The organism is Streptomyces sp. NPDC051173 (assembly GCF_040689515.1).
In the GTDB taxonomy this organism is placed as follows: Bacteria; Actinomycetota; Actinomycetes; order Streptomycetales; family Streptomycetaceae; genus Streptomyces.
This window is the reverse complement of the sequence record NZ_JBFBBD010000005.1, coordinates 59,164-73,987: the sequence shown is the minus strand read 5'-3', so window position 1 is coordinate 73,987 and position 14,824 is coordinate 59,164. Positions and strand designations below refer to the sequence as shown.

Genomic DNA, 14,824 nt, shown 5'->3' with positions numbered 1-14,824 from the left:
AGGCGGCGAACCGGCCTGCAGCCGGGGGGTAGGGGAACACCGCCCGCCGCAGGCGGCAACGCATACGAGAACGTCCCCTCCCGCCAAGGTCGGCGGAAGGGGACGTCCGGGTGGAACAGGGGGCGGCGGTTACGCCGTGACCTTCTCGCGAGCCGCCTCGGTCGACGGCGCCGAGGACGCCCCGGACTCACGCGGCGTCGGCAGCAGCAGCATCACCAGCGCCGCGATGGCGATCGTGGCCGCCCAGCCCAGCCCGTACTCACCGATGAACGTGCCGGAGAGCGGGCCGGCGAACCAGTCGCACTTCGTGAAGCAGGCGCCCGCGATCAGGGCGACCGCCCACGCGGTCATCGCCTGCCAGCAGAAGCCGCCCGCGTACCAGTAGCGGCTGGTGCGGCCGGTGTCCATCAGGGCCTCCGCGTCGTAGCGCACGGCGCGGACCCGGCGGCGGGCCATGTCGACGGCGTAGACGCCGATCCACGCGGAGAAGGAGACCGCGAGCAGGATCAGGAAGGTGATGAAGGAGCTGAGGAAGCTCTTGGCGACCAGCATCAGCAGCAGACCGCCGACGAGGGAGATCACGGCGTTGATGCTGACGGCCATGGCGCGCGGCAGCTTGACGCCCATCGTCTGGGCGGTGAAGCCGGCCGAGTACATCGACAGGCTGTTGATCAGCAGCATGCCCACGATCGCGGTGACGAGGTAGGGCACGGCCAGCCAGGTCGGCAGGATGTCGCCCAGGAAGGAGACCGGGTCCGGCGCCTTTGCCAGATCCGGGGTCGCGACGGCCATGACCGCGCCCATGAGCACCATCGGGACCATCACCAGACCGGCGCCGGAGACCGTCGCGCCGACGATCTTCTTGCCGGACGCCTTGTGCGGCAGGTAGCGCGCGAAGTCGGGGCCGGTGGGCACCCAGCTGATGCCACCGGCGGCGATGGTGCCGATGCCGGTGATCATCATGGCGGTGGTGCCCGCCGGCTTGGAGAAGACCTCGTTCCAGTCCATGTGGACGATCAGGTAGCCCAGCACCAGCACGGAGAAGACTCCGAAGAGGTACGTCGACCACTTGTTGCACACGTTCAGAGCCTTGCGGCCCATGCCGCTCACCAGGAAGGTGCTGGCGACGAACAGGAACAGCGTCACGACGATCAGCGCGGTGTTGCTCTTGATACCGAAGAGCAGGTCCAGAACGGTCAGTACGGCGTAGGCGCCGGTGACCGCGTTGATCGTCTCCCAGCCGAAGCGGGCGACCCACAGGATCGCGCCCGGGAAGAGGTTGCCGCGGACGCCGAAGGTCGCGCGGGAGAGCATCGCGCCCGGGGCACCGCCCCACTTGCCGGAGACCGACAGCACGCCGACCATGCCGAACGACGCGAGCGCGGCGCACCCGGCGACGATCAGGACCTGCCAGAAGTTCAGCTGGTTGAAGACGACCAGGGCCGCGCCCATGGTGAGCAGCAGCACACTGATGTTGGCGGCGACCCAGGTGGGGAACAGCTCCCGGACGCGACCGTGCCGCTCATGGTCCGGGACGGGCTCGATGCCGCGGGTTTCTATCGCGCCGTCGGACTCGGCGGGGACGACGTTGTCCATGTGGGGGGCTCCGTGCGGGTGAAGCGGGGCATAAGCCACAGCGGAAGGGCCGGGGCAGAAAGAGACGCTGCGGACTCTACGCGCGTCACAACGTCACACGCCATCGTACTTTGCTCCAACTTTGGCCAGATAGTGCCTTTGGTCCTCGTCGCTTTGTACGAATCCACAGGTCACGGAGGCGGCGGCGCGATGACGGTCGGGTGTCCGATACTGGGGACGTTATGGAAATCGTCATCCTTGCCGTAGTCATCGCTGTGGTCGCGCTCGGCGCGATCAGCGGGCTCGTGGTCAGCAGCCGTAAGAAGAAGCAGCTGCCCCCGGCCCCGCCGAGCAGCCCGTCCGTCACCGCGCCGCCCGCCGAGCCGCACGTCGGCGAGGAGGCCGAGACACCGCGCCCGGAGCCGCGCCGCACCGTCGAAGAGGTCGAGCTGCCCACGGCCGACGCTCCGGTGGCCGAGGCGCCCGTCGCGGAGCCCGAGGCCCCTGAGGTCCCCGAGGCCCCGGCGGCACCCGAGATCGAGGTCCCGGAGCCCACCGCGGGCCGGCTCGTCCGGCTGCGCTCCCGGCTCTCCCGGTCGCAGAACTCCCTCGGCAAGGGTCTGCTGACCCTGCTCTCCCGTGAGCACCTCGACGAGGACACCTGGGAGGAGATCGAGGACACCCTGCTCACCGCCGACGTGGGCGTCGCCCCGACGCAGGAGCTCGTGGAGCGCCTCCGCGAGCGGGTGAAGGTGCTCGGCACCCGCACCCCCGAGGAGCTGCGCGGCCTCCTCCGCGAGGAGCTGGTCGCCCTCATCGGCGCCGACACCGACCGCAATGTCCACACCGAGCCCGGCGTGGGCGTGAACGGCGAGGAGAAGCCCGGCGTCGTGCTGGTCGTCGGCGTCAACGGCGTCGGCAAGACCACCACCACCGGCAAGCTCGCGCGCGTCCTCGTCGCGGACGGCAAGTCCGTGGTGCTGGGCGCGGCGGACACCTTCCGCGCCGCCGCCGCCGACCAGCTCCAGACCTGGGGCGAGCGCGTCGGCGCCCGTACGGTCCGCGGGCCCGAGGGCGGCGACCCGGCGTCGATCGCCTTCGACGCGGTCAAGGAGGGCATCGCCGAGAACGCGGACGTCGTCCTCGTCGACACCGCGGGCCGCCTGCACACCAAGACCGGGCTCATGGACGAGCTCGGCAAGGTCAAGCGCGTCGTGGAGAAGCACGGCTCGGTCGACGAGGTGCTGCTCGTCCTCGACGCCACCACCGGGCAGAACGGCCTGGTACAGGCGCGGGTGTTCGCCGAGGTCGTCGACATCACGGGCATCGTGCTCACCAAGCTGGACGGCACCGCCAAGGGCGGCATCGTCATCGCGGTCCAGCGCGAGCTGGGTGTGCCGGTGAAGCTGGTGGGCCTGGGCGAGGGCGCGGACGACCTCGCGCCGTTCGAACCGGGGGCGTTCGTGGACGCCTTGATCGGCGACTGACCGGGACGCGTCCCGCGCAGACGTCAGGGCCCCGCGGCCGTCCGGCCGCGGGGCCCTGACGCGTATGCGGGGCTCGACGGGCTCAGCGGCACAGCGGCGCGCGGTGGCAGACGTATGCCAGCGTGCCCAGCAGCAGCCGTGCCTGCGGTGGCCGGCCCGCCGTGTCGAGGGCCGGCGGGCGCAGCCAGCGCATCGGGCCGAGGCCCGCGAGGTCGGAGGGCGGCGCGGTGATGTGGTCGCCCGGACCGAGGCAGCGGAGGTCGAGCCGGGCGTCGTCCCAGCCCATGCGGTAGAGGAGCTGGGGGAGTTCGGCGGCGGCGCCGGGGGCCACGAAGAACAGGGCCCGCCCGTGTGGGGTGAGGGCCACCGGGCCGAGCGGCAGCCCCATGCGCTCGAGCCGGGCGAGGGCGTGCCGCCCGGCTGTCTCGGCGACCTCCAGCACGTCGAACGAGCGGCCCACGGGCAGCAGCACGGCGGCGCCCGGCACCTCGCCCCACGCGGCCGCGGCGGCGTCGAGGGTGGCGCCCGCCGGGACCGGCGGGGCGAAGGAGAGCGGATGCGCGCCGGGGTCCGGGCAGTCGGCGGCGCCGCAGGAGCAGGCCGGGCGGCCGCCGCGGGAGGCGCGGGCGCCCGGGACCACATCCCATCCCCACAGGCCGGTGTACTCCGCCACCGCTGTCACGGTCTCGGACGCGCGTCCGCGGCGCCGAGAGCCCGAGCGCAGGTCCCGGATGCCGCCGATAGTGAAGCCCATGCCCCCTCCAACGGGTCGTGCTCGCCGATGGTTACGACTCGGAGTGTCTCGAACACGGATGGTCGTCGAAGCCCTCCATGCGACGGCGTGACGGTGCGCGACCCAGGGTGCGCCGCCGTGCGTGCGCCGTGGCGCGCATCGGTCCGACCCGCTCCTGATCGGTATGTGTCAAGTCAATCGCGTGGAGGTGCGGTTGAGTTCATTCCTTGGGGTGGCGAATGGTGGCGTTTCCTGGACTGCCCTCGCGTGATCAGTGATCGTAGGATTACTTTCGGTGCACGAACCTCGGAGATGCACCCGCCGACTGCCACACGTCGGAGGCGCGGCCCGTATCGCCGCCCGGCCGCACAACCCCCGGCCGGGGTTGGAGCATCACCGGACAGGCCGCCGCAGTGGCGGCAAGCTGTTTGCGGTTCACGCACTGATACAGAGTTCGGGATGGGGGCTTCCAGGTGGGCGGCAACGGCAGCGGCACCGGTGGTGCCGAGAAAGCTGAGAAGGCCGGGTCCGACCGGGCCGAGAAGCGTCCCAACGAGCAGTTGGGCTCCTGGTTCCTGCGCAGCGGCTGGTCCAAGGGCGAGCTGGCGCGCCAGGTCAACCGCAGGGCGCGGCAGTTGGGCGCCCACCACATCAGCACGGACACCTCGCGGGTGCGCCGCTGGCTCGACGGCGAGCAGCCGCGCGAGCCGATTCCCAAGATCCTCTCCGAGCTGTTCTCCGAGCGCTTCGGCTGCGTCGTCGGCGTCGAGGACATCGGGCTGCGGGCCGCGCACCAGTCGCCTTCCGTGGCCGGTGTCGACCTGCCCTGGGCCGGCCCGCAGACCGTCGAGCTGATCAGCGAGTTCTCCCGCAGCGACCTGATGCTGGCCAGGCGCGGCTTCCTCGGCGCCTCGCTCGCCCTCGCCGCGGGCCCCTCGCTCATCGAGCCGATGCAGCGCTGGCTCACACCCGGCCCCGTCGGCCGGGATCTGCACAGCGTGCAGGACCGCTCCCCGCGCGCGTCCCGGCTCTCCGCGCCCGAGCTGGATCTGCTGGAGTCCACGACCGTGATGTTCCGGCAGTGGGACGCCCAGTGCGGCGGCGGGCTGCGCCGCAAGGCCGTGGTCGGGCAGCTCCACGAGGTGACCGACCTGCTCCAGGAGCCCCAGCCGGAGGCCACCTCCAAGCGGCTGTTCAAGGCCGCCGCCGAACTGGCCCAGCTGGCGGGCTGGATGAGTTACGACATCGGCCTCCACCCCACAGCGCAGAAGTATTTCGTGCTCGCCCTGCACGCCGCGAAGGAGGCCGGCGACCGCCCCCTCGGGTCGTACATCCTCTCCAGCATGGGCCGCCAGATGATCCACCTCGACCGGCCCGACGATGCCCTGGAGCTCATTCACCTCGGGCAGTACGGCTCGCGGGAGACCGCCACCGCCCGCACCCAGGCGATGCTCTACGCCGTGGAGGCCCGCGCCTACGCCAACATGGGCCAGCCCGCCAAGTGCAAGCGCGCGGTCACCATGGCGGAGGACTGCTTCGCCGACTCCGGCTCCGGTGACGACGACCCCGACTGGATCCGCTTCTTCTCCGAGGCCGAGCTCAACGCCGAGAACGCCCACTCCTACCGCGACCTCGCCTATGTGGCCGGCCGCAGCCCCACGTACGCCTCGCTCGCCCGGCCCAAGATGGAGCGCGCGGTCGAGCTCTTCGAGCAGGACGGCGACCACCACCGGTCGTATGCACTCAATCTCATCGGCATGGCCACCGTGCACCTGATGCAGCGCGAGCCGGAGCAGGCGACCGTCGTGGCCGGCAAGGCCCTGAAGATCGCCAAGCAGGTGCGCTCGGAGCGGGTCAACAACCGCCTGCGCAAGACCGTGGGCACCGCCGCCCGTGACTTCGGCGAGGTGCACGAGGTCGTCGCCCTCACCGAGCAACTCGGCATCCACCTGCCGGAATCCCCGGAAGCCGTGCAGGCGGTCTGACCCCGCCACCGTCCCGGCCGATCTCCATACGTCCCTTCCGACCCCCGACCCCGACCGCGGCGACCCTCCCGTACAGCCCGACTCGGCTCCCCCACGCCAGGTCCGACAGGGCGGTCGCCGCGGCCGGTCCGAGCCTCCATGGACCGCAGCCGCGAAGCACCGCACGTCGCGGGCCGATCCACCGCAGTTCATCGCGGTGTAACACCTACGACGCCATCGTCATCCCGGTGAAACAACCGGCCGCACCGGCTGAAACCGCGCTGCGTCAACCTCTTGGCGAAACCCGGCCCGCTGACAACCCGCCCGTACGGGCCGCCGCTTTCGAGGAGACGTCGCGTGAATGGCGCAGATACCGCATTCGTATTGATCAGTGCCGCGCTCGTGATGCTGATGACCCCGGGCCTGGCCTTCTTCTACGGCGGCATGGTGCGGGTCAAGAGCGCGCTCAACATGCTGATGATGTCGTTCATCTCGCTCGGCATCGTCACCGTGCTGTGGGTGCTCTACGGCTACTCACTCGCCTTCGGCGACGACGTCGGCGCCGGGCTGCTCGGCAATCTCGACCACATCGGCCTCAAGGGCATCAGCCCGGAGACGCTGACCGGCAAGGGCGGCATCCCGGTCTTCGCCTTCGCCCTCTTCCAGCTGATGTTCGCCGTCATCACCCCCGCCCTGATGAGCGGGGCGCTCGCCGACCGTGTGAAGTTCAGCGCCTGGGCCCTCTTCATCACCCTCTGGGTGTCGGTCGTCTACTTCCCCGTCGCCCACTGGGTCTGGCAGCCCGGCGGCTGGCTCTTCAAGCTGAAGGTGATCGACTTCGCGGGTGGCACGGCCGTCCACATCAACGCGGGCATCGGCGCCCTCGCCGCCGTGCTCGTCGTCGGCAAGCGCATCGGCTTCAAGAAGGACCCCATGCGGCCGCACAGCCTGCCGCTGGTGATGCTCGGCGCGGCACTGCTGTGGTTCGGCTGGTTCGGCTTCAACGCGGGCTCCGCGCTCGCCGCCAACGGCACCGCGGCCAACATGGCGCTCAACACCCAGGTGGCGACCGGCGCCGCCATGATCGGCTGGCTCGCCTACGAGCGCGTCCGGCACGGCGCGTTCACCACCCTCGGCGCGGCCTCCGGCGCCGTCGCCGGCCTGGTCGCCATCACGCCCTCCGGCGCCGCCGTCAACGCCTTCGGCGCGCTCCTCATCGGCGTGGTCGCCGGCGCGGTCTGCTCCTGGGCCGTCGCCCTGAAGTTCAAGCTCGGCTTCGACGACTCGCTCGACGTGGTCGGCGTCCACCTCGTCGGCGGCGTCATCGGCACCCTCCTCGTCGGCGTCCTCGCCACCGGCGGCATCGGCGGTGCCACCCAGCTCGGACGGCAGGCCGTCGGCGCGTTCGCGGTGCTCGGCTACTCCTTCACCGTCTCCTGGCTCCTCGCCAAGCTCGTCGACAGGCTCATCGGCTTCCGGGCCACCGAGGACGACGAACTGAGCGGCATCGACCAGGCGTTCCACGCCGAGACCGCCTACGACTTCAGCGCGGTTGGTGGCGTCTCGGCGGTCACCCGGACCGTCGCGCACCCCCCGTCGGCCCTGTCCTCGGAGGACGGTCACGGCGCATCGGGCCACACTCCGGACAACGGCACGGCACAGCACAAGAAGGTGGACGCATGAAGCTCATCACCGCGGTCGTCAAGCCGCACATGGTCGACGACATCAAGGCGGCGCTGCGGAGCTTCGGCGTGCGCGGCATGACCGTCAGCGAGGCCAGCGGGTCCGGCCGCCAGCGCGGCCACACCGAGGTCTACCGCGGCGCCGAGTACACCGTCGACCTCGTGCCGAAGATCCGGATAGAGATCCTCACCGAGGACCACGACACCGAGGACGTCGTCGACATCATCGTGAAGGCCGCCCGCTCCGGCGACACCGGCAAGATCGGCGACGGCAAGGTGTGGGTCGTCCCGGTCGAGGACGTCGTCCGCGTGCGCACCGGCGAGCGCGGCCCGGACGCCCTGTAGGCCGCGGCCGTTCGACGCCCCGCCGGACACGGATCGGCCGGCCCCCTTCCCAGAGCACTCCCAAGGAGCCCTGACGTGACGGACACCGGTTCCCCGGCGACCGGCTCGCAACCCGGCGGTTACGCGGCGGCCCGGCTGCGCCTCCTGCACCAGGGGAGGTCGGCCGGGTCGCCGCGGCGCGCCGCCCTCGCACGGCTCACCGACCAGTGGCTGTCGGCCCTGCTGGGCGAGACGCACGGCGTGGCACTCGTGGCCGTCGGCGGCTACGGCCGCGGCGAGCTGTCGCCGCGCAGCGACCTCGACGTCCTGCTGCTGCACGACGGTTCGGCGGACCCGGCGAAGATCGCGGCGATCGCCGACCGCGTCTGGTACCCCGTATGGGACATGGGCCTCGCGCTCGACCACTCCGTGCGCACTCCGGCCGAGGCGCGCCGGACCGCCGCCACCGACCTCAAGGTCCACCTCGGGCTCCTCGACGCCCGCCACCTCGGCGGCGACGAGCACCTCACGGCCGGGCTGCGCGCCACCGCCTACGCCGACTGGCGGGCCCAGGCCCCCGCCCGGCTGCCGGAGCTGCGCGAGCTCGGGGAGGAACGGGCCAGGCTCCAGGGCGAGTTGCGCTTCCTGCTGGAGCCCGACCTCAAGGAGGCGCGCGGCGGCCTCCGGGACGCCACCGCCCTGCGTGCCGTCGCCGCCTCCTGGCTCGCGGACGCGCCCCGCGAGGGCCTGGAGAGCGCCCGCGCCCTGCTGCTCGACACCCGCGACGCCCTCCACCTGGTCACCGGCCGCGCCACCGACCGGCTGGCCCTCCAGGAACAGGACCAAGTGGCCGCCGCCGTCGGCCTCCCCGACGGCGACACCCTGCTGCGCGAGGTCTACGAGGCCGCCCGCACGGTCTCCTACGCCGCCGACGTCACCTGGCGCGAGGTCGGACGCGTCCTGCGCGCCCGGTCGGCCAGGCCGCGCCTGCGGCGGATCCTCGGCGGGCGCGGCGGCCGCGGCGGGTTCGTGGAGGCGGAGCGCCTGCCGCTCGCCGAGGGCGTCGTCGAGCAGGACGGCGAGGCGGTCCTCGCCCGTGCGGCACGGCCCGAGCGCGACCCGGTGCTGCCGCTGCGCGCCGCGGCCGCCGCCGCGCAGGCGGGGCTGCCGCTGTCGCCGCACGCCGTGCGCCGGCTGGCCGCCACGGCGGGCCCGCTGCCGGTGCCCTGGCCGGACGAGGCGCGCGAGGCGCTGATCACCCTCCTCGGCGCGGGCGCGCCCACCGTCGAGGTCTGGGAGGCACTGGAGGCGGAAGGGATCATTTCGCGGCTGCTGCCCGAGTGGGAGCACGTCCGCTGCCGCCCGCAGCGCAACGCCGTGCACCGCTGGACCGTCGACCGGCACCTGATCGAGACGGCCGTCCGGGCCGCCGCCCTCGCGCGCGACGTCGGCCGCCCCGATCTGCTCCTCGTCGCCGCCCTGCTGCACGACATCGGCAAGGGCCGCCCGGGCGACCACTCGGTGGTGGGGGAGGCCCTCACCCGCGACATCGCCGCCCGGCTCGGCTTCGGCCCGGCGGACACCGACACCCTCGCCACGCTCGTACGCCACCACCTGCTGCTCGTCGACACCGCCACCCGGCGCGACCTCGACGACCCGGCGACCATCCGGACCGTCACCGACGCCGTCGCGCGCACCGACACCCTGGAACTGCTCCACGCGCTCACCGAGGCCGACGCCCTCGCCACCGGGCCCGCCGCCTGGAGCGCCTGGCGGGCCTCGCTGGTGGCCGGCCTCGTCCGCCGCGCCGCGGCCGCGCTCACGGGCGACGCCCCGGGCCGTACGCGGGCCGAGCCGCCGGGCGCCGGGCACGAGCGCCTGGTGGCCGAGGCGCTGCGCACCAAAGGCGTCGTGCTGGAGCTGCGCGAGCGGCCGGAGGGCGAGGACGCCCGCGACGGTTCGGTCACGGTGGGCGTGGAACTGGCCATCGCCGTCCCCGACCGTTCGGGAGTGCTGCCCGCGACCGCCGGCGTGCTCGCGCTGCACCGGCTGACGGTCCGCGCGGCGGACCTGCGGTCGGTCGGGGGCGCGCTGCTGCTGCGATGGCGGGTGGCCGCGGAGTTCGGCTCCCCGCCGGAGTCCGTGCGGCTGCGGAACGACCTCGTACGGGCCCTGGACGGCGGACTCGACCTCGTCGGGCGGCTCGCGGAGCGGGAGGCGGCGTACGCCAGGCGGCGCCGGGGCGTGCACGCGCCGCCCCGGGTGACGGTGGCCGCCGGTGGCTCACGGGACGCGACGGTCCTGGAGGTACGGGCCCAGGACGCCCCTGGCCTGCTGCACCGCATCGGGCGGGCCCTGGAGGACGCGGGGGTGTGGGTGCGGAGCGCGCACGTGAGCACGCTCGGGGCCAATGTGGTGGACGCCTTCTATGTGACGGGGATGGACGGCAGGCCGCTGCCCGACGTGGAGGCGACGGCGGTGGCGGAGGCTGTGGAGGCGGCATTGGCCTGAGCGGGGCCGTGGGCACGGCTGTTCCCCAGGCACACCTGCGAGCGCGGAGGCACCGCGCCGTTCCCCGCCCCCTCCCGTCCCCTCCGGTCCTGTCCGGTCCCGTTCGTCATATCCGGTAGGCGAGGACACCGGGTCGGCGGGGCCAGATACTCTGGAGGGCGATTCACCCCGCCCCCGACCCCGAGGACCGACGAGCGCTGTGTTCGATACTCTTTCCGACCGCTTGGCGGACGTATTCAAGAACCTCCGGAGCCGGGGCCGACTGTCCGAGGCGGACATCGACGCCACCGCCCGCGAGATCCGTATCGCGCTGCTCGAAGCGGACGTCGCCCTGCCGGTCGTCCGCGCGTTCATCCGCCAGGTCAAGGAGCGGGCCAACGGCGCCGAGGTCTCCGCGGCGCTGAACCCCGCCCAGCAGGTCATCAAGATCGTCAACGAGGAGCTCATCGGCATCCTCGGTGGCGAGACCCGCCGGCTGCGCTTCGCGAAGACCGGCCCGACGGTCATCATGCTCGCCGGTCTCCAGGGTGCCGGTAAGACCACCCTCGCCGGAAAGCTCGGCTTCTGGCTCAAGGGCCAGGGCCACGCCCCGCTGCTGGTCGCCTGTGACCTCCAGCGCCCCAACGCCGTCAACCAGCTCTCCGTCGTCGCCGAGCGTGCGGGTGTCGCGGTCTACGCGCCGGAGCCGGGCAACGGCGTCGGCGACCCGGTGCAGGTCGCCAAGGACTCGATCGAGTTCGCGAAGTCCAAGCAGTACGACGTGGTCGTCGTCGACACCGCCGGCCGCCTCGGCATCGACGCCGAGCTGATGCAGCAGGCCGCGGACATCCGCGACGCCGTCGGCCCCGACGAGGTCCTCTTCGTCGTCGACGCCATGATCGGCCAGGACGCGGTCAACACCGCCGAGGCGTTCCGCGACGGCGTCGGCTTCGACGGCGTGGTGCTCTCCAAGCTCGACGGTGACGCCCGCGGTGGTGCCGCCCTGTCGGTCGCGCACGTGACCGGCAAGCAGATCATGTTCGCCTCCAACGGCGAGAAGCTGGACGACTTCGACGCGTTCCACCCGGACCGCATGGCGTCCCGCATCCTCGGCATGGGCGACATGCTCAGCCTCATCGAGAAGGCCGAGCAGACCTTCAGCCAGGACGAGGCCGAGAAGATGGCGGCCAAGCTGGCGAAGGGGCCGAAGGAGTTCACGCTCGACGACTTCCTGTCCCAGATGGAACAGGTCCGCAAGATGGGCTCCATCTCGAAGCTCCTCGGCATGCTGCCCGGCATGGGGCAGATCAAGGACCAGATCAACAACCTCGACGAGCGCGACGTCGACCGCACCGCCGCGATCATCAAGTCGATGACCCCGGCCGAGCGCCAGGACCCCACGATCATCAACGGCTCGCGCCGCGCCCGTATCGCCAAGGGCTCGGGCGTGGACGTCAGCGCGGTCAAGAACCTGGTGGAGCGCTTCTTCGACGCCCGCAAGATGATGTCCCGCATGGCCCAGGGCGGCGGCATGCCGGGGATGCCCGGGATGCCGGGCATGGGCGGCGGCGCGGCCCGTAAGAAGAAGCAGGTCAAGCAGGCCAAGGGCAAGCGCAAGAGCGGCAACCCGATGAAGCGCAAGGCCGAGGAGGAGGCCGCGGCCGCGCGCCGCGAGCAGCAGGCGGCCAACCCGCTGGGCCTGCCCGCCGCGGACCAGGAGCCGCAGAACTTCGAACTCCCCGACGAGTTCAAGAAGTTCATGGGCTGATCCCGTCGTACGGCACACGCAGTGGCCCCCTACGGTCGACCGTAGGGGGCCACTGCGTGTGTAACGGGCAGGGTCAGACGCGGGCTATGAGATAGCGGAAGACGTTGGGCATCCACACGGTGCCGTCGTGGCGCAGGTAGGGGTGGAGCGCCTCGGAGAGTTCCTTGGTGACCTGCTCCTCGTCCGTGGCCTCGATCGCCGCGTCGAAGGCGCCGGTCGAGAGCATCCCGCGCACCGCGCTGCCCAGGTCGGCGTAGCCGTACGGGCAGGCCACGCGGCCCGATCCGTCCGGGCGCAGCCCGGCGCGCTGGGCCAGGTTCTCCAGGTCGTCGCGGCCGCTCGGCCGCCAGCGGGAGGGCGCGCACATGGGGTCCGCGAGCCGGGCCGCGACCCGGAGCGCCCCCGAGGCGGCGCAGCGCTCCTGCGGGCCCCAGCCGGCCAGGACGACGGGCGCGCCGTATTCGGCGCAGGCGGCCGCCTTGGCGAGGGCGCCCGCCAGGTGGTGGGCGCTGCCGCCCGCGCAGTACAGCGGGTCGAAGGCCGTGACCAGGTTGAAGGGGGGAGCACCGGGCTCGGTGACGGATTCGGGGCCGCCGTGCCCGAGGCGCGCGCCGCGCCCGGCGCGGCCGCCCTCGGGGGACAGCCGTTCGTGGGCCAGCTCCAGCCGCCGCCGGTCGGAGTCGACGCCGCAGACCGTGGCGCCCCGGGCCGACGCCATCAGCAGGGCCAGCCCGGAGCCGCAGCCCAGGCTGAGCAGCCGGGTGCCGGAGGAGACCTCCAGCCGTTGGTACACCGCTTCGTAGAGCGGCACCAGCATCCGTTCCTGGATCTCCGCCCAGTCGCGGGCCCGGGAGCCGGGCGACGCAGCGGACGGCCGGTGCCGCCGCACGAGCGTTGGTGTCATCGAAAGCGCCCCAATCCGCCGAGAGACGTATGTGTGCCGAATCGGCCCCCCGATGTGCTGCCGTGCGCGCGCCGCTGTGAAGCACCCCCGTATGCCAGAGAACTCCGCTTCCGTCCCCGAGTCCAGGGGGTGGCGCGAGAAGCTTCCCGTCCGCCCACGATGGCATGTGCCGGGCGCGCTCGCACGGGCAGGACACGGGCAGCACACGGGCAGGAGGAGCGGCGGCCCGCCGGTGGCCGCGGGGTCGCGGGGAGGGGATTCACGCTCGGGCGGATCGGCCCCGTACCATTCGCCCCATGGCAAAGGCTCCCATTCTCACCCCCCAGGCGGAAGACTTCCCGCGCTGGTACCAGGACTTGATCAACAAGGCCGAGCTGGCCGACAACGGCCCGGTGCGCGGCACCATGGTCATCCGCCCGTACGGGTACGGGCTCTGGGAGCGCATGCAGCAGGAGATGGACGCGCGCATCAAGGACGCGGGCGCCTCCAACGCGTACTTCCCGCTGTTCATCCCGCAGTCCTACCTGACGCGGGAGGCCGAGCACGTCGAGGGCTTCGCGCCCGAGCTCGCGGTCGTCACGCACGGCGGCGGCAAGGAGCTCGACGAGCCGGTCGTCGTCCGGCCCACCTCCGAGACGATCATCAACGAGTACTTCTCCAAGTGGGTGCAGAGCTACCGCGACCTGCCCCTGCTGATCAACCAGTGGGCCAACGTGGTGCGTTGGGAGATGCGCCCGCGCGTCTTCCTGCGCACGAGCGAGTTCCTCTGGCAGGAGGGCCACACCGCCCACGCCACCTACGAGGACGCGCGCGACTACGCGGCCCGCATCCACCGCGACGTCTACTACGACTTCATGGTGAACGTGCTCGGCATCGACGTCGTGCTGGGACGCAAGACGGCCAAGGAGCGCTTCGCGGGTGCCATCAACACCCTCACGCTCGAGGGCATGATGCGGGACGGCAAGGCGCTCCAGATGGGCACCAGCCACGAGCTCGGCCAGAACTTCGCCAAGGCGTTCAACACCTCCTACCTGTCCAAGGACGGGCAGCAGGAGATGGTCTGGCAGACCTCGTGGGGCGTCTCGACCCGTATGGTCGGCGGTCTGATCATGTCGCACGGCGACGACAGCGGCCTGCGGGTGCCGCCGCGCCTCGCCTCTGTCCAGGCCGTCGTCCTGGCGATCAAGGGTGACGACGCCGTGATCGCCAAGGTCCGCGAGATCGGTGACCAGCTGAAGGCCGCCGGAATCCGGGTGCAGGTCGACGACCGCACCGACACCCCCTTCGGCCGCCGTGCCGTGGACTGGGAGCTCAAGGGCGTTCCGGTGCGCATCGAGGTCGGCCCGCGCGACCTGGAGAACGGCACCGCGATGCTGGCCCGCCGGATCCCCGGTGGCAAGGCGCCGGTCCGCCTCGACGAGCTGGTCGCGCTGCTGCCGAAGGTCCTGGAGGAGGACCAGGAGCTGCTGCTGACCCAGTCGCGCGAGCGCCGCGAGTCGCTGACGTCCGACGTGCGCACCATCGACGAGGCCGCGGAGGCCGCCGTCGCCGGTGGCTGGGCGCGGATCCCGTGGGCGGACCTCGGCCCCGAGGGCGAGGCCAAGCTCGCCGAGCAGGCGGTGTCCGTGCGCTGCCTGATCGCCGAGGACGGCTCGGTGCCGGACGCCGACGACGCCCCGGGCACGATCGCGATCGTCGCGCGCGCCTACTGACCGCGCCGCTCCCCGCGCCGGTCGCGTACGGCCGGCGCGGGGAAAGGTCGAGGAAGGGTCAGGGAAGGGCCGAGGAAGCGCCGACGCCCGGAATGTATTGCTCCGGGGCGGGCAGGCGTACGGAAGCGCATGGGGGCGCACGCCCCCTGATGCGCGCTTACTCGTGAGTCAGTACGTCCCATGTT

Annotated in this window: 10 protein-coding genes; 7 read left to right on the top strand and 3 right to left on the bottom strand. The window is 72.2% G+C overall.

Features of this window, described 5'->3' with window-relative positions; genetic code table 11:
• Nucleotides 1–129: 129 nt before the first annotated feature.
• Entirely contained in the window at nt 130–1,596 is a 1,467-nt protein-coding gene (locus tag AB0435_RS05065) for a cytosine permease (RefSeq protein ID WP_366426214.1), read from the bottom strand.
• Between the two features lie 221 nt (nt 1,597–1,817).
• Here AB0435_RS05065 and ftsY point away from each other — a divergent pair, with 221 nt between their 5' ends.
• Nucleotides 1,818–3,062: a signal recognition particle-docking protein FtsY gene (gene ftsY / locus AB0435_RS05060; RefSeq protein WP_366005883.1), complete on the top strand. Its 1,245-nt coding sequence runs from the start codon at nt 1,818–1,820 to the stop codon at nt 3,060–3,062.
• A gap of 82 nt (nt 3,063–3,144) precedes the next feature.
• Here the strand turns inward: ftsY and AB0435_RS05055 are convergent, their stop codons facing one another.
• Entirely contained in the window at nt 3,145–3,816 is a 672-nt protein-coding gene (locus AB0435_RS05055) for a bifunctional DNA primase/polymerase (RefSeq protein ID WP_366426213.1), read from the bottom strand.
• Nucleotides 3,817–4,355: 539 nt separating this feature from the next.
• Here AB0435_RS05055 and AB0435_RS05050 point away from each other — a divergent pair.
• The 5 genes from AB0435_RS05050 (at nt 4,356) to ffh (ending at nt 12,023) form a co-directional block, all read left to right on the top strand.
• Entirely contained in the window at nt 4,356–5,780 is a 1,425-nt protein-coding gene (locus AB0435_RS05050) for a hypothetical protein (RefSeq protein ID WP_366005916.1), read from the top strand.
• A gap of 336 nt (nt 5,781–6,116) precedes the next feature.
• Nucleotides 6,117–7,442, top strand: coding sequence for an ammonium transporter (locus AB0435_RS05045; protein ID WP_366426212.1), 1,326 nt, complete (start codon nt 6,117–6,119; stop codon nt 7,440–7,442).
• Nucleotides 7,439–7,786 (top strand): P-II family nitrogen regulator, encoded by a 348-nt coding sequence (locus tag AB0435_RS05040; protein ID WP_366005886.1) that lies wholly within the window; start codon nt 7,439–7,441, stop codon nt 7,784–7,786. The genes AB0435_RS05045 and AB0435_RS05040 overlap by 4 nt, the downstream gene beginning before the upstream one ends.
• A 75-nt stretch (nt 7,787–7,861) precedes the next feature.
• Nucleotides 7,862–10,276: a [protein-PII] uridylyltransferase gene (locus AB0435_RS05035; protein ID WP_366426211.1), complete on the top strand. Its 2,415-nt coding sequence runs from the start codon at nt 7,862–7,864 to the stop codon at nt 10,274–10,276.
• A gap of 199 nt (nt 10,277–10,475) precedes the next feature.
• Nucleotides 10,476–12,023, top strand: a complete 1,548-nt coding sequence (gene ffh, locus AB0435_RS05030) for a signal recognition particle protein (protein WP_366005888.1) — start codon at nt 10,476–10,478, stop codon at nt 12,021–12,023.
• Nucleotides 12,024–12,096: 73 nt separating this feature from the next.
• Here the strand turns inward: ffh and AB0435_RS05025 are convergent, their stop codons facing one another.
• The gene (locus AB0435_RS05025) at nt 12,097–12,927 is read right to left on the bottom strand and encodes a class I SAM-dependent methyltransferase (protein WP_366005889.1); all 831 of its coding nucleotides are present in this window, start codon (nt 12,925–12,927) and stop codon (nt 12,097–12,099) included.
• 296 nt (nt 12,928–13,223) lie between these two features.
• On the opposite strand from AB0435_RS05025, the gene proS reads away from it, so the two are divergent.
• Nucleotides 13,224–14,639 carry a proline--tRNA ligase gene (gene proS, locus AB0435_RS05020; RefSeq protein WP_366005890.1) on the top strand — a complete coding sequence of 472 codons (1,416 nt, stop codon included), beginning with the start codon at nt 13,224–13,226 and terminating at the stop codon, nt 14,637–14,639.
• The last annotated feature ends 185 nt before the right edge of the window (nt 14,640–14,824 follow it).